Annotated in this window: 15 protein-coding genes; 13 read left to right on the plus strand and 2 right to left on the minus strand. The window is 67.7% G+C overall.

The window, feature by feature from the left end; genetic code table 11:
• Window positions 1-139 precede the first annotated feature (139 nt).
• Window positions 140-1,486 (plus strand): DUF445 domain-containing protein, encoded by a 1,347-nt coding sequence (locus ACTWJ9_RS20805; protein WP_443294569.1) that lies wholly within the window; start codon window positions 140-142, stop codon window positions 1,484-1,486.
• 30 nt (window positions 1,487-1,516) lie between these two features.
• Here ACTWJ9_RS20805 and ACTWJ9_RS20810 read toward each other — a convergent pair whose 3' ends face one another.
• Window positions 1,517-1,819 (minus strand): hypothetical protein, encoded by a 303-nt coding sequence (locus ACTWJ9_RS20810; protein WP_109378376.1) that lies wholly within the window; start codon window positions 1,817-1,819, stop codon window positions 1,517-1,519.
• Window positions 1,820-2,042: 223 nt separating this feature from the next.
• Here ACTWJ9_RS20810 and ACTWJ9_RS20815 point away from each other — a divergent pair, with 223 nt between their 5' ends.
• Entirely contained in the window at window positions 2,043-2,465 is a 423-nt protein-coding gene (locus ACTWJ9_RS20815; protein ID WP_279335747.1) for an Hsp20/alpha crystallin family protein, read from the plus strand.
• A gap of 128 nt (window positions 2,466-2,593) precedes the next feature.
• Window positions 2,594-3,097, plus strand: coding sequence for a DUF2267 domain-containing protein (locus tag ACTWJ9_RS20820; protein WP_279335748.1), 504 nt, complete (start codon window positions 2,594-2,596; stop codon window positions 3,095-3,097).
• Window positions 3,098-3,255: 158 nt separating this feature from the next.
• Here ACTWJ9_RS20820 and ACTWJ9_RS20825 read toward each other — a convergent pair whose 3' ends face one another.
• Window positions 3,256-3,471 (minus strand): hypothetical protein, encoded by a 216-nt coding sequence (locus ACTWJ9_RS20825; RefSeq protein ID WP_443294570.1) that lies wholly within the window; start codon window positions 3,469-3,471, stop codon window positions 3,256-3,258.
• 180 nt (window positions 3,472-3,651) lie between these two features.
• On the opposite strand from ACTWJ9_RS20825, the gene ACTWJ9_RS20830 reads away from it, so the two are divergent.
• From ACTWJ9_RS20830 to ACTWJ9_RS20875, 10 genes are all read left to right on the plus strand, one after another.
• The gene (locus tag ACTWJ9_RS20830; RefSeq protein WP_387038480.1) at window positions 3,652-4,320 is read left to right on the plus strand and encodes a histidine phosphatase family protein; all 669 of its coding nucleotides are present in this window, start codon (window positions 3,652-3,654) and stop codon (window positions 4,318-4,320) included.
• Window positions 4,321-4,691: 371 nt separating this feature from the next.
• Window positions 4,692-5,120 (plus strand): hypothetical protein, encoded by a 429-nt coding sequence (locus ACTWJ9_RS20835; protein WP_279335751.1) that lies wholly within the window; start codon window positions 4,692-4,694, stop codon window positions 5,118-5,120.
• Window positions 5,120-6,730, plus strand: a complete 1,611-nt coding sequence (locus ACTWJ9_RS20840) for a translation initiation factor IF-2 (RefSeq protein ID WP_443294571.1) — start codon at window positions 5,120-5,122, stop codon at window positions 6,728-6,730. The genes ACTWJ9_RS20835 and ACTWJ9_RS20840 overlap by 1 nt, the downstream gene beginning before the upstream one ends.
• A gap of 30 nt (window positions 6,731-6,760) precedes the next feature.
• Window positions 6,761-8,131 carry a type VII secretion-associated serine protease mycosin gene (gene mycP / locus ACTWJ9_RS20845; protein WP_443294572.1) on the plus strand — a complete coding sequence of 457 codons (1,371 nt, stop codon included), beginning with the start codon at window positions 6,761-6,763 and terminating at the stop codon, window positions 8,129-8,131.
• Window positions 8,132-8,278: 147 nt separating this feature from the next.
• Complete coding sequence (locus ACTWJ9_RS20850; RefSeq protein ID WP_443294573.1) at window positions 8,279-8,722, plus strand: hypothetical protein; 444 nt, start codon at window positions 8,279-8,281, stop codon at window positions 8,720-8,722.
• Window positions 8,723-8,731: 9 nt separating this feature from the next.
• Window positions 8,732-10,528 (plus strand): alpha/beta hydrolase, encoded by a 1,797-nt coding sequence (locus tag ACTWJ9_RS20855; protein ID WP_443294574.1) that lies wholly within the window; start codon window positions 8,732-8,734, stop codon window positions 10,526-10,528.
• Window positions 10,529-10,606: 78 nt separating this feature from the next.
• Window positions 10,607-11,068 (plus strand): hypothetical protein, encoded by a 462-nt coding sequence (locus ACTWJ9_RS20860; protein ID WP_443294575.1) that lies wholly within the window; start codon window positions 10,607-10,609, stop codon window positions 11,066-11,068.
• Window positions 11,069-11,604: 536 nt separating this feature from the next.
• Window positions 11,605-12,210: a hypothetical protein gene (locus tag ACTWJ9_RS20865; RefSeq protein ID WP_279335757.1), complete on the plus strand. Its 606-nt coding sequence runs from the start codon at window positions 11,605-11,607 to the stop codon at window positions 12,208-12,210.
• 195 nt (window positions 12,211-12,405) lie between these two features.
• Window positions 12,406-12,891, plus strand: coding sequence for a hypothetical protein (locus tag ACTWJ9_RS20870; protein WP_279335758.1), 486 nt, complete (start codon window positions 12,406-12,408; stop codon window positions 12,889-12,891).
• A 38-nt stretch (window positions 12,892-12,929) separates the two neighbouring features.
• The gene (locus ACTWJ9_RS20875; protein WP_443295905.1) at window positions 12,930-13,925 is read left to right on the plus strand and encodes a phosphotransferase; all 996 of its coding nucleotides are present in this window, start codon (window positions 12,930-12,932) and stop codon (window positions 13,923-13,925) included.
• The last annotated feature ends 12 nt before the right edge of the window (window positions 13,926-13,937 follow it).

Raw genomic sequence — 13,937 nt, forward strand, 5'->3', positions numbered from 1 at the left:
GGCAGGGCTTCTGTCGGATCCCCCTGGAACAGACGCCGGGAACTCCTGTTCCGTTCCGGGAGTCGGACAGGAAGGGACAATGTGTGAGGGATCGCCGAACAGGTGCGGTGGGCCGGAGCGGGTGGAGCGAGTGGAGCGGATGAAGCGGACCGAGCGGACGAGGGCGGCGGACACCACGGATGCCGGAGCCGGTTCCGGTTCCGGCGGCGTCACGAACCGCACGATGACGACGTTCAGCGCGGCGGACGAGGAGAAGCAGCGCGGTGTGCGCCGGATGAAGCTCACCGCGACCGGACTGCTGCTGTTCGTCGCCGTGGTGTACGTCCTCGCCGAATGGGCCTCCCACCGGGGCGCCGGCGCCTGGGCGGGCTATGTCGCCGCCGCGGCCGAGGCGGGCATGGTCGGCGCGCTCGCCGACTGGTTCGCCGTGACCGCCCTCTTCCGCTACCCCCTCGGCCTGCGCATCCCGCACACCGCGATCATCCCCAACAAGAAGGACCAGCTCGGTGTCTCCCTGGGCGACTTCGTCGGCGAGAACTTCCTCTCCGAGGACGTCGTCCGCGGGCGGCTGCGCGCCGTCGGCATCGGCAGCCGGCTCGGTACCTGGCTCGCGGTGCCCGAACACGCCGACCGGGTCACCGCCGAGCTGTCGGCCGCCCTGCGCGGCACGCTGACCGTGCTGCGCGACTCCGACGTCCAGGCGGTGGTCGGCGAGGCCGTCACGCGCCGCGCGAACGCCCAGGAGATCGCGCCCGGCATGGGCAAGATGCTGGAGAAGGTCGTCGCCGACGGCGGCCACAAGAAGGCCGTCGACGTCGTCGTCACCCGCGCCCACGACTGGCTCGTACTGCACGGCGACTACGTGATGAACGCCGTGCACGGCGGGGCCCCCGGCTGGACCCCGAGGTTCGTGGACCGCAAGGTCGGCGAACGCGTCTACAAGGAGCTGCTGCGCTTCATCACCGAGATGCGCGACATGCCCACCCACCCCGCGCGCGGCGCCCTCGACCGCTTCCTCGCCGACTTCGCCTCCGACCTCCAGTCCGACACCGACACCCGCGCCCGGGTCGAGCGCCTCAAGGGCGAGGTCCTCGGCCGCGACGAGGTCCAGGACCTGATCGCCTCCGCCTGGACCGCCGTACGATCCATGATCGTCTCCGCGGCGGAGGACGAGCGCAGCGAGCTGCGGCTGCGGGTACGCGCCTCACTGCTGTCGCTGGGCGCGCGCATGGCGGCCGACCCCAGGATGCAGGGCAAGGTCGACGGCTGGCTGGAGAGCGCCGCGGTGTACGTCGTGACCACCTACCGCAAGGAGATCACCTCCCTGATCACGGACACCGTGGCGAGCTGGGACCCCGAGCACACGACGAGGAAGATCGAGGCGAACATCGGCCGCGACCTCCAGTTCATCCGCATCAACGGCACGGTCGTCGGCTCCCTGGCGGGCCTGGTCATCTACACGGTGGCGCGGGCACTGGGGGCGTAGGGGAGGTGGTGCCCGGGGTGCCCGGCGGACTCAGCCCCGCCGGTCGGCGACCGCCCACGAGGCGAGCGCCACGGCCCCCGCCGCCCCGAACACCGCCGGCCAGGCGCCCACCTTCTTCGCCAGGGGATGCGACCCGGCGAAGGCGGCGACGTACGCGGCCGACAGCGCCCCCGCGGCCGTCCCTCCGGCCCGCTCCCGCCACTGCCGCGCGGCGGCGGCCCCGGCGACGGCGAGCACGACCCCGCCCAGCTCCCGCTTCCGTGTCCAGCGGGCCACGCCGTACCCGCCGACCAGTCCGCTCGCGGCCAGTACCGAGCCGGGAACCTTCGCCATGTCCTGTCCTGCCTTCTGCGACTGCGCCCGAAGGGCGCCCTCCAGGACTTCGAGGCTAACTCCCGGACCGGCCGTCCCGCGCCCGGGGCGGGCCGAGACCGTGAGGGGGCCGTGGATGCCGGAACCGGTACTTGAGTCTCAGCTTGTCAACTTTCCTCCCGCGAGTTATATAAGAAGGCGTAGGGCATCGCACCTGGACCATGGATGAAAGGAGTGAGCTGTGATGCTCATGCGTACGGACCCCTTCCGTGAATTCGACCGACTCGCGCAGCAGGTCCTCGGTTCCACCGGCCGTCCCTCGGTGATGCCGATGGAGGCCTACCGGGCAGGGGACGACTTCATCGTCCACTTCGACCTCCCCGGCATCGACCCCGAGACGATCGAACTGGACGTCGAGCGCAACGTCCTCAACGTGCGCGCCGAACGCCGTTCCCCGGCCCCCGAGGAAGCGGAGCTGCTGGTCGCCGAACGTCCCACGGGCTCCTTCACCCGCCAGCTCTTCCTCGGCGAGACCCTGGACACCGAACACATCGACGCGTCCTACGAAGCAGGCGTCCTGACCCTGCGCATCCCGGTGGCCGAACAGGCCAAGCCGCGCCGCATCCAGATCACCGGCGGCGACCGCCGCAAGCAGATCGGCGGCTGACAGCACGCACCAAGCGCGTCCCGCGGATTCCGGCTTTCGGTTTCCGGATTCCGGTTTCCGCGGGACGCGACCCATGCCTGTCTGATCCGGGGGCAGTCGAAGCCCTGAGAAGGAGAGGAGTCACGACCATGACCACGCTGACGCCGCACAAGCCCGTGACACCGCGTACGGAAGGGGTGGTGATCCCCGCCCCGAACCGCGACCGCCGCACCCGCCGCGACGAGGGCCGGGACGACGGCTGGCGCGAACTGGTGGACGCGGTACGAGAGACGGGTCAGTACCCGACGAGAGCGGAGGCGGAGAGCGTCACCCGCATCGTCCTGTCCGCCCTCGGCGGCCACGTCGTCGGCGAGGAACGCGTCGACCTGGCCCGCGCTCTGCCCGAAGAGGCGGCCAGGGTGATCGCCTCCCAGATCCCGGCGACCCGCCCCCTGACGGCGGCGGAGTTCGTCGACTCGGTGGCCACCCGCATCGAGGGCGCGACCCCGGCCACGGCCCGCTGGGACGTCAGCTCGGTCCTGAGCGTCCTGCCGCGCCTGGTCGGGGATGCCCTGGTCACCCGCCTCCTGGACCAGCTGCCCCCGGGCTACGCCCTCCTCTTCGGCCGAGCGGAACTGTCCCCGGCGGAGTGACGGACGGAGCCGCTCGCCACACCGCCGAAACGGCACAGGGCGGCGACGACGGCTGCGGGCCCACTGCGTGACAGACGGCCGGGCGCCCCCTGCCGGCACTCCGGGGATGTGTGACATCCCCGGAGTGCCGGTGTCCGGCGCGAGGGGCGCCGTCGGGATCAGCCCGTCCTGCCGTTCAGGACGCGGCGGGCCGCCTCGGCCTCCGCCGCCGCCGGGGACAGCTCGTCGAGGGAGTCGAGTTCGGTGTCGCTCTCCAGCTCCCGCTCCCAGGCCGCCGCGAGCTGTTCCTGCTCCTCGCGCGGTTTGGCGCTGACGGCCTCCCGGTGCTCCGGGTCCAGAGCCGTCAGGAATCGTCCGACCGGGTCCGTGGACATGCCGTGCTCCTTGTCGCTGGGAGGTCACTGGGAAGTGGCCGGGAAGGCCGCCGGGAAGCAGGCCGCTCCCAGCACCAGCATGGCCAGCCGGTCCGCAGACGGCGACCCGACACGGGAACAAGAGGAGTGGGAGAGTGGAGGGCCACCTCCCTCCCGGCCTTCACGGAGACAGACCCGGACATGCGACTCCTGCTCATACGCCATGGTCAGACCCCCTCCAACCTCAAGCACCTGCTGGACACGGCAGAGCCCGGCCCCGGGCTGACCCCGCTGGGCCAGGAGCAGGCGGCCGCCCTCCCGGGCGCGCTGGCGAAGGAGAGGATCGACGTCCTCTACGCCTCCACCCTGCTGCGCACCCAGCTCACCGCGGCACCGCTGGCCACCCGGACGGGACTGGAGGTCGTGGTGCGCGACGGTATCCGGGAGCTGTCCGCCGGCGACCTGGAGATGCGAGGGGACGCCGAGGCCGCCGAGACCTACCTGACCACGGCCTTCGCCTGGTCGGCGGGGAACACCGGGCTCCGGATGCCGGGCGGTGAGAACGGGGTGGAGGCCCTGGGGCGGTACGACGCCGTCGTGGCGGAGGCCGCGGCCACCGGGGCCGAGACCGTGGCCATGATCAGTCACGGCGCCGCGATCCGCATGTGGGTGGCGGCCCGGGCGGAGAACGTCGACGTCGACTTCGCCGCCGCCCACGCGCTGCGGAACACCGGCGCCGTCATCCTCTCCGGCACCCCCGGCGAGGGGTGGCGGGCGCACCGCTGGGAGGACCACTCCCTCGGCCCCGAGGACAGTGGACCGGGCGAGAGCGGCCCCGCGGGGGAAGCCGTCGAAGGCGCCCACGGCTAGCCGGCAGGAGCCTGTGAACCTGTACGAGAAACTCGGGCACACCGTTCGAGAAGCCGTCTGAGTACGAACACTCATACGGCTGATCACGCTTTGGTGTTGGATGGACTCATGCTCGAAGAGCCGCCAGGCCCCGGCGACGGGCCGAGCGATCCCTGCGCAGCCCGACCCCGGTAGCTCTCCGCGACGAGACGGCTGTGGATTGTCACTGCCGGTGGTTAGAGTTCCTGGTGCGGCTGTGGGATGTCCGGTTGTTCAAGAGGTACGGGGAGGGCACTGTGTTGCCGAGCGAGGACGGTTCGGGTCCGGGTCTGTCGTCATGGGCGTCGGCCCCGTTCGGTCCGGCGGCGGGGGCGCTTTCCGCACAGGCCGACATGGCCGCCGAGCTGTCGTCGTTCACGGCGTTCCGCAAGCGCGTCGACGACCTCATCCGCGACCTGAAGGGCTCGGCGGCAGGCCCGGGCGAGGTGGGCCAGGAGCAGCTCGCACGCCACCAGTTCGGCGGCGGGGACGGGGCGTGGGCGGAGGCGGCCGGGCTGTTCACCGCGTACGAGACGGTGATCGGCGAACTGGAGACGCTCTCGAAGCTGCTGTCGGACTCCATGGAGGGCATGAACATCGCCGTGCTGGCCTCGCACAAGGGCTACCAGAACATCGACCTGGACGTCCGTGACCGCATGGCGGCGATCAGCGCGGAGACCACGAAGCACTACGGCGGCAGTTACGATCCCGGCCTCCCCCAGCAGGACCCGAGCGGCGGCGGCCGGACACCGGTGGGCGACGACGCCGGAGGGTCGATCTGATGGCAGGCAGGAAACCCGGAGGCGGAACGGCCTTCGAGGACATGAGCCATGAGCAGATGCTGGCATGGCTGGATCAGGCGAACGCGGGGACGGTGCAGGCCGCCGCCGACCGGCTGGTGGCAGCGGCGGAGGAGATCCGCAAGATCGCCGAGGAGCTGAAGGTCCGCCCGCAGTGGGTGGAATGGAAGGGCAAGGGCGCGGACGCCTTCCGCACCTGGAGCGGTGATCTGGCCAACTCCACCCTGCGGCTGGGCGACTTCAGCGAGGACGCGGCGAAGTGGCTGGCGGAGACGTCCGGAGCGATCGCCCAGGCGCAGGTGGCCATCCCCCGTGACGCCGAAAGCGCGCAGGCGAACCTGGACGCGGCGCGGGCGGCACGCAACGACCCGGACGCCGCGGCGGTGGGCGCCAAGTCCGCGAGCGAACTCGAGGCGCTGGCGGCGAACAAGGAGAAGGTGCGTCAGCAGGCAGCGGCGCAGATGCGGAAGCTGGGACAGACGTATACGTGGTCGGCCACACAGCTGAACGCGCTGGAGCGGCCGAAGTTCCCGCCACCGCCCAAGGCGTTCGTGCCGAAGGACAATGTCGAGTTCTACGGCGGCATGGCTGAGACTCGTTCCGGTGGTTCCGGTGGTTCCGGTGGTTCCGGTGGTTCCGGTGGTTCCGCGGTAGCGGGCGCCGCGCCCGGGGCTGCCACCTCCGCATATGCCGCGCACGACCAGGGGAGCTTCGCTGATGCCTCTGGCCTGCGGCAGTCCTCGGGTGTGACGTCATCCGCGCACCACGCACCGGAGGACGTGGGGCAGCCCACGCGGATGGGCATCGACTCCGTGGCCACGCTGCCACACAGCCAACCGTCTCCGACAACTGCGGCAGGCGGCTTGCCCGGCCCGGAGCAGGTGAAGGGCGGTACGACTCCGCAGGCCGACTTGGTCCCTTCCGCGTTCGGCAGAGGCGGAAGCGCTCCCGTCAACAACCAGGCAGGGCCGGGGAGAACACCAGGAGTCGGCCGTGCCCCCTTCCTGCCCGGACAGGGGGCCGTGTCGAATCCCGTGCGCATGCCGCCAGGTGCTGACGGCAGCAGCGGTATCGTCGGCGGCCGTTCCATCACACCCCCCGCGGGCAGGCCCACGGGGGCCATCCCGCGCGGTGTGGTCGTGGGCGGGGAGGGCGCGGCCGCACCACGTGGCCCGGTGGGTCCGACCACAGGACCGACGAGTCCGGTCGGCCGTGCGATGGGGCAGCAGAGCCAGGTTCCCGGCCAACGTCCCGGGAGCTCGAACCGAGGCGTCGTCGGCGGCCGTCCGTTGCCCCATGACGGTGCCGTCAGCGGCTTCCCGCAGCAGCCGGGGCGTGCGGGGGCGGTGATGTCCGGCCCTGGCAGCCCAGGTGCCACAGCGGGTTCGGGCACGGCGGGCCGCGGCATCGTGGGTGGCACGTCCAACTCGATGCCCCAGAGCGGTGGTCGTGGTGTCGGCGGAACTCGTGCCTCCCGGCTGGCGCCTTCGCCGAACAGGGGCAGCAGCCGCAGACGACCGAACGGCGCGGCGGAGGACGAGGAGACCCAGCGGCAGGGCGGACGCCGTGCCGTACCGCCGGTCATCGACTGATGTGTCCAGGAACGAAAGAGAGCGAAGTTCATGCGCACCAGCAGCACTCGGCACAAGGGCCGCCGTGCGGCGACTTCGGCGGTCCTCGGCTTGCTGCTGGTCACCGCCGCAGGCACGACGGCCCACGCGGAGTCGACGCGTGAGAAGCAGTGGTTCCTGGACGCGATGAAAGCCGAGCAGATGTGGCAGACCAGCACCGGCGAGGGTGTCACGGTCGCCGTCATCGACAGTGGCGTCGACCCGAACAATCCCGACCTGAAGGGACGTGTCCTCCCCGGCAAGGACCTTGCGCAGGACCAACCGGGCGACGAGCACACCGACTACACGGGCCATGGCACGGGTATGGCCGGCCTGATCGCGGGGACCGGCGCGTACGGCGGCGGCAACGGTGCCTTCGGACTCGCCCCCGGCGCGAAGATTCTCCCGATCAGGCTGCCCAAGGCGGATGAGGGATCCAACCAGGCAGATACAGAGGCGCTCTTCAACAAGGCGGTTGCACCAGCGATCCGCTACGCCGCTGATACAGGCGCAAAGGTCATCAACATCTCCCAGGGAGTCACAGAAGGTTCGCCACAGCTCACCGCAGCGGTCAAGTACGCACTTGACAAGGGATCCTTGGTTTTCGCCGGTGTCGGGAACGACGGTGACAAGGCCAACGAGGTGATGTACCCCGCTGCCACTCCGGGCGTGGTCGGTGTGGCAGCGGTGGGTAAGGACCTGCGCAGGACCGCCGAGTCCGAGTACGGTCCGCAGGTCGACATGGCCGCCCCGGGAGAGGACATAGTGGCCGCCTGCGGGAGCGAGACCGGGCTGTGCCGGACCCACGGCACCAGTGACGCCACCGCCCTCGCCTCGGCCAGCGCTGCTTTGATCTGGTCGGTGCATCCGGACTGGACCAACAACCAGGTCCTGCGCGTCATGCTCAACACCGTCGGTGGCCCCACCGACGGTGCCAAGCGCAACGACTCCATCGGCTACGGCATCGTCCGTCCCCGCGTCGCCCTGCAGAACCCCGGCGACCCGGGCCCCGCCGACGTTTACCCGCTCCCCGACCTCGCAGCCGCCGAGCCGAAGTCACCCTCCCCCCAAGCTTCCGGCACCTCCGACGCGGGCGCTCCGGCCAAGGACGACGACACCGCCGCAGCGGCCTCCGCGGCGTCCACGGACGACGGCGCCCTCTGGACAACGCTGGGCATCGGTGCGGCCGCACTCCTCGCAGCGGCCATCGCGGGCACCACCGTCCTCCGCAGGCGCCGGACACCGGCAGCCCCACTCCCGGCACCCGCCCCCGTCCCAGGCCAGTTCCCCCACCCGACAGCGGGGTTCACGGTGCCTCCGCCCACTCCTCCGGAGGCTCCGGGCAGCGCCATCCGGCCCGGTCAAGGGCCTGGTCCCAACTGAGTACAGCTACTCAGACACAGTGGTGCCCGATGCGGATGAGACGCATGCTGACGGGCCGTTACCGTTCTCCCGACCACAACCACTGCGTTGCGGACGCACATCCACATCCGCTCGGCAGCGAGTGACGGGAAACGGGAGGAACCACGCATGGCGTGGGACGAATGGGAGCAGCTCAAGACCGCAGCGGCCGAGCGGCAGTCCGCGCAGATACAGCTCGACCAGTCACCGGCCGACCCCGGTGGAAGGGCGGGCACTCTCATTTCGAGCAAGTCGGCCTGGACAAAGGCTGGTACGGACATCGGCTCGCTGCGTGAGGACATCGGCAAGGCGACGGCGAAGCTGAAGGACGGCCAGTCGGGACTCGGCAGCGACGCCGGCTGCCTGGCCGCCGCCGCCCAGAAGGATGTCCACGCCTCCTGGGAGATCTACGTCAAGAACGTCAGCGGGCGCTGCGGAAAACTCTCGAGCCTGCTGGTGAAGGCGGGCAACGACCAGCGCCAGACGGACGAGTCGGTCGAGGCGGAGATCGCCAGGCTTGAGGTGGCGTACGCGGACACGCCTGCTGTCGGCGGCCAGGACAAGGGGCGGTAACCGGACGTCATGGACCTCGCCACACTCAAGGCCCTCAAGCCGGCCGAGTACTCCGAAGCGGCCGACGGCTATCGCAGCACCTCCGACATGGCGAGCACGGCCAAGGACCGCATCGACAACCAGATCGCCGTGGCCATGCGGAACCATCTGAAGGGCGAGGCCGCCACCGCGGCGGTCAAGCAGCTGGGGAAGCTGAGCCAGAACTTCCACTACATCCAAGCGCAGTGCGGACTCATCGGTACTGCTCTCGAAGCCTTCTCGTACGAGATGGAAGCGGCCAGGAGGAAGCTCGACGCGGCCCTGGAGAGCGCCCGGGCGGCGAACCTCACCGTGAACAGCAACGGATCGGTCACCTACCCGCCCGGCGGCGAAAAGGGCGAGGACGGCAAGATCCCTGGCGGTGGCACGGTGAGCGGCCTGACGGACGGCACGGCCTCCGCCGTCGGCCGCCAGGCAGCCAACTTCGACCCCAACCCCCACCACCGCCTCGCCCAGGACTGCGCCGACCTGATCGCCACCGCCCTCAAGGAAGCGACGGAAGCCGACAAGAAGTGGGCACCGAAGCTGCGGGCCTTGAGGGCGGACGACGACCTCACCGTCTCCGATGCGGACTGGGCCGACACGTCCTCGGACACCAAGGGCGTGACCGAGGCCGGCAAGCAGTACCTCGACTCACTGCCACAGCCACCCAAGGACGGCAGTCCGAAGGAGAACGCGGAGTGGTGGAAGGCGCTCAGTGCAGAGGAGCAGGCCGCGTGGGTCTCCGCGCGACCCGGCACCGTAGGCGGGCTCGATGGGCTGCCCTCCATGGTCCGGGACGAGGCCAACCGCATCGTGTTCGACACGACGCGGGGCAGAATGCAGATGGAGCTGAACTCGATTCCGGCGCCAACCGCCAACGAATGGACCTGGGTCACGGTCGGGGGCTACCCGTCCAAGGTGCGTACCGATGAGTGGATGCAGTGGAACAACAAGTACGGCGACCGGTACGACCAGCTCGACAGATCCCTCAAAGGCATGCAGGCCATCCAGAACCGCTTCGACGCGACCGGTAGGAGAGGGCTGCCGGAGGCGTACCTGTTGGGATTCAACGCGGAAAAAGACGGCCGCGCGATCATCGCCAACGGAAACCCTGACACCGCAGATCACACGGCTGTCTATGTGCCGGGCACGGAGTCGGACTTGGGGGGAATCGAGGGAAACATTAGCCGGATGGTGAACGTCTGGCACGCAGCCAATAACGAAGCCGACGGAAAATCTGCTTCTACAATCACCTGGCTCGGTTATGACGCGCCTGACGACGTCTTTAAAGACGCGCCCTTCGAACACTATGCATACGACGGCGCCCCAGCGTTCCGCAGTTTCATGGATGGACTTGACGCATCGCGTTCCGGTGATTCGCCGGGTCACACCACCGTGATCGCCCACTCGTACGGCACGACTCTCGTCGGCGCGGCAGCCCAGACGGGGCACCTCAACACCGATGAAGTGATCTTTGCGGGAAGTCCAGGCGTCAAAGTGTCCAGTGCAGAGGAGATGGACGTCCCCAAGGGAAACGTATGGAACCAGGAGGCCGACGGAGACGTGGTTCCGGACGTTGGCCGCTGGGGTCACGGTGGGGACGGTTTCATCATCCCCAGCGACCCCGAGTTCGGCGCCAATCAGGTGGCCACGGACACCGAAGGCCACAGTGATTACTGGAAGCCGGACACCGAGAGCCTGTTGAATCAAGCCCTGATCGTTGTCGGGAAGGGCGACGAAGTGGCGCTGAAGCCGCCGCCCGACCCATGGGCGCATTCCAGGTAGGAGCCGATAATGAATATTCGACCGAGCGCCCTCGCGCTTGCCGCTGCCGTTCTCCTCGTCACTCTTACTGGATGCAGCATGACTGAAGGCAACTCCGACAGCGTTCCGTTTTCCGGCACAAGTACATCATCCGATGCCGCCGATGCGACCGAAAGGGTGTCCAGTGGTATCTACGATTTGATCGGAGTCAAGGGAAGGGCGTCCGAAAGCTATTCGACGGTCATGGGGTGCTCAGGGAAGGACACAGGAAAATACTTCCAGATCCTCCATCCCTGGAGCTTCTATCCAGCCTCGGCGAGCGACCTTGACGTAGCCATGGAGCGCCTCAAGGAAGAGTTGCCGAAACGCGGATGGAAAATCGTCGACTATGGGCCAGACACCAGTAAGAACAAGAACATCAGAATGACCGCAGACAATGACGAGAAAAAGGTCAGTACGAGAATCATCAAAATGTCGAAGAACGATCCACCGAAGTTGAGCCTGGATGTCGTATCCGGCTGCTACAAGATCCCGGACGGCCAAGAGATCGAACGCTTCTGATGTACAAACAAGGCGCAGGGCGACACTCATTTCGGTGACTCCCTGACCCACATGGCGAGGATCGTGACTGGAAGAACTCCGTGAGGCAGTCCCAGGTGAAGTTTGATGACCGCGCTCACCGGATTCGTCGACCGGGAAAGGGCGAAGGGGTGGCGTCCATCAGTGTGACCTCGCCATGCTTCGCCGATGACGTCGGATCTTCACGGGGATCGCAGGTGGAGAATTTGCCGGCTTCGTCCTAGGCGGCGGAATGGGGAGGGGCCTGCGGGAGCTTTTGTGGGTAGGGGGCGCCGGGCGCGAGGCACAGAATACTCATGCTGGCCCAAATGAGATCTGACTCGGAACCGACCTGGCGGGCAAAGAGTTCGATGCTCGTCGCTTCCGGGTGGATGGCTGACCGAGGCCCTTCATCGACGGGCAAGGGCCGACACCTGCTCACTCAAATTACTTCAACCCGAAGAAGGGTGAGGGGTCATCAAAAATATTGCTTTGATAATTTCGGGAAATTCTAGTGGTATCCAGTTGGAGCGACCTCGATGAAGAAGTCGCGGAGAGCGCCTCTGATCGTTGCATCAGGTGTCATCACGCTGGTCGGCTGCGACGTAGCCTCTAACGCTGCAAAACAAGCTCCAGAAGAAAGTCATAGGGCGGTTATGGATATCACCATGCAGCAGGCTGGTGAGCGTGCAGATTCGATGCTTGATGCGACTTTGAGCGCAATCAAGCCTGAAGTTATATGGACTCATAGCGGGACTTCTGAAGGTAGTTGCGATGTTTCTCGCTCGCGTATGGTGATGACCATCATCTCCAAGGAGCGTCGAGGGGACTTTCTTGGAGTCGTGCAGCGTTTCTGGGAGAAGAGCGGGTACATGATCAAGTCTGTAAACAAGAGTGGGGAATTCCCGGCTATTTTCGCTCAATCGTCTGACGGGTTCGGCATCTCCCTTGCAGTCGGTGGCGCAGGGCAGGTCGCCTTCGAGGTTGATTCCCCATGTGTTAAGCCGTCCGAGGTTGACGATCCCGCAACTCCAGCCAACGGTCCCGACTACGATCACCCCATTCCTCGTCCCAACGTCCACTCTGACTTCTGGTCGTCAACCACGTCAATCTCTGCAGCATCACCAACAGTGCCTGCGGGCTGATGATGACTCAGGAAATCCGTCTCCATCCCCCTGCGCTGGCATGTGCAGGGGAATACCGTCAACCCCGCTCCAAGCGTGATGCGTGCTAACGCCGCGAGGCAGAGTTCCCGTTGGGCAGCCGCGGCGCTGGTTCTGATGCTTGCCGGATGTGGGTCGGCCGGTTCTGGATCCTCTGCCAAGAAGCGGGAGACGCGGATGAACATGCAGGAGGCCGCTGACAGAGCGGACAGCATTCTGGATGAGACGTTGGCGGCCATAAATCCCCCCGTTCAGTGGACGCACGCTTACTCCATGCCGGGTGATTGCTATGTGGATCGCGAGCGTTCCGTCATGACGATGATTTCGGAAGAGCGACGCGGCAGCTTTCTAGGTGTTTTGGAAGGCCACTGGAAGGACAGTGGTTACAGTTTCGTTGCGGCAAGTGAGAACGGATTTGCTGTCAACTTCAAAACGCAGGACGGCTTCCAACTGCAAGCCCTGGTCGGGTCCAACGGTCAGGCCCATATCGGCGTTACTACCCCTTGCGTGGAGAAGTCCGAGATTGCTTCGCCGGCCAGTAGTCCGAACGGCCCGGACTACTCGAAGCGGGAGCTTCCGGCTCCAAACGTCCGATCTGACTTCTGGTCGGCAACCAGCCCGATTTCCTCCGCTTCGCCAACGACACCGGCGAGCGAAGGGTGAACCGCAGCGGCGTACAGGCCACTGACATCTCCGTGGCCATCGCCACCGAGTCCGGACTCGGCGCCCCTGTGCTCCAGATCGTGCGCGAGGCGCTGGGGTCCGGGTTCCGTGTGGTCGGGGTGGACCGGTTGCGGGGTGGGAGCAAGAAGGGGGTCTACCGGGTCCGGGGCGACGGGCCGCGTGCGGTGAGTGTGATCGTCTACAGCTGGGCCGAGTCCGAGAACTTCTGGCCAGGTTCGGAAGGCGCCGACGCGGCCCACCCGTTCGCTCCCGCCTCCGGGCTGGTCCCCTTCCTCGCCGCTCAGCGGAGGCTGGACCGCCTCGGGGTCCGGGTTCCCGAGGTGCTCCTGGCCGACGACAGCCGCCGGCGGTACCCGGCGGACGTCGCGGTGGTCGAGGACGTGGCCGGTGGCACCCTCGAAGCGCTTCTGGCGGCGGACCCCGCCCGTGCGGCGGCTGCCCTGGGCGAGCTGGCCGCCATGCTCGACGTGATGCACCGGCAGCACAGTCGGCGGTACGGCAGGGTGGACGTGCTCGAGCGGGGCGACAGGGCGAGCGGTGTTTCGTGCGAGCAGCTGGTTCTCGAGCGGGCCCTCGAGGATCTGGCGGACGCGGCGGAACGGGACCCCAAGATCGGTTCAGCCGCGAGTCCTCTGCACGACCGCCTCCAGGAGCTGGCCGCAGTCGTCCCGCCTCGGACGAGCCACGGACTGATCCACGGCGAACTCGGTCCCGACCACGTCCTGGTCGACGCCTCCGGGCGTCCGGTCCTGATCGACATCGAGGGGCTGATGTTCTTCGACGTCGAGTGGGAGCACGTCTTCCTTCAGCTCCGCTTCGGTGAGCAGTACCCGGCCTTGTCCCGCCCCGGCCTCGATCCGGCACGGCTCGACCTCTACATGCTCGCCATGCGTCTCTCCCTGGTGGCCGGCCCTCTGCGCCTCCTCGACGGCGACTTCCCGCACCGGGCGGCGATGCGCGGGATCGCCGAACACAACGCGAAGGAGGCGTTGGCGCTCCTGCCATCGAGGTGACCGAGCGGACAG

The organism is Streptomyces sp. GDS52 (assembly GCF_052246875.1).
GTDB lineage: Bacteria > Actinomycetota > Actinomycetes > Streptomycetales > Streptomycetaceae > Streptomyces > Streptomyces cathayae.

Coding starts and splice junctions, on each gene's coding strand:
- ACTWJ9_RS20805 (WP_443294569.1), top strand. CDS start 140: ATGAAGCGGACCGAGCGGACGAGGGCGGCGGACACCACGGATGCCGGA.
- ACTWJ9_RS20810 (WP_109378376.1), bottom strand. CDS start 1,819: ATGGCGAAGGTTCCCGGCTCGGTACTGGCCGCGAGCGGACTGGTCGGC.
- ACTWJ9_RS20815 (WP_279335747.1), top strand. CDS start 2,043: ATGCTCATGCGTACGGACCCCTTCCGTGAATTCGACCGACTCGCGCAG.
- ACTWJ9_RS20820 (WP_279335748.1), top strand. CDS start 2,594: ATGACCACGCTGACGCCGCACAAGCCCGTGACACCGCGTACGGAAGGG.
- ACTWJ9_RS20825 (WP_443294570.1), bottom strand. CDS start 3,471: ATGTCCACGGACCCGGTCGGACGATTCCTGACGGCTCTGGACCCGGAG.
- ACTWJ9_RS20830 (WP_387038480.1), top strand. CDS start 3,652: ATGCGACTCCTGCTCATACGCCATGGTCAGACCCCCTCCAACCTCAAG.
- ACTWJ9_RS20835 (WP_279335751.1), top strand. CDS start 4,692: ATGGCCGCCGAGCTGTCGTCGTTCACGGCGTTCCGCAAGCGCGTCGAC.
- ACTWJ9_RS20840 (WP_443294571.1), top strand. CDS start 5,120: ATGGCAGGCAGGAAACCCGGAGGCGGAACGGCCTTCGAGGACATGAGC.
- mycP (WP_443294572.1), top strand. CDS start 6,761: ATGCGCACCAGCAGCACTCGGCACAAGGGCCGCCGTGCGGCGACTTCG.
- ACTWJ9_RS20850 (WP_443294573.1), top strand. CDS start 8,279: ATGGCGTGGGACGAATGGGAGCAGCTCAAGACCGCAGCGGCCGAGCGG.
- ACTWJ9_RS20855 (WP_443294574.1), top strand. CDS start 8,732: ATGGACCTCGCCACACTCAAGGCCCTCAAGCCGGCCGAGTACTCCGAA.
- ACTWJ9_RS20860 (WP_443294575.1), top strand. CDS start 10,607: ATGACTGAAGGCAACTCCGACAGCGTTCCGTTTTCCGGCACAAGTACA.
- ACTWJ9_RS20865 (WP_279335757.1), top strand. CDS start 11,605: ATGAAGAAGTCGCGGAGAGCGCCTCTGATCGTTGCATCAGGTGTCATC.
- ACTWJ9_RS20870 (WP_279335758.1), top strand. CDS start 12,406: ATGAACATGCAGGAGGCCGCTGACAGAGCGGACAGCATTCTGGATGAG.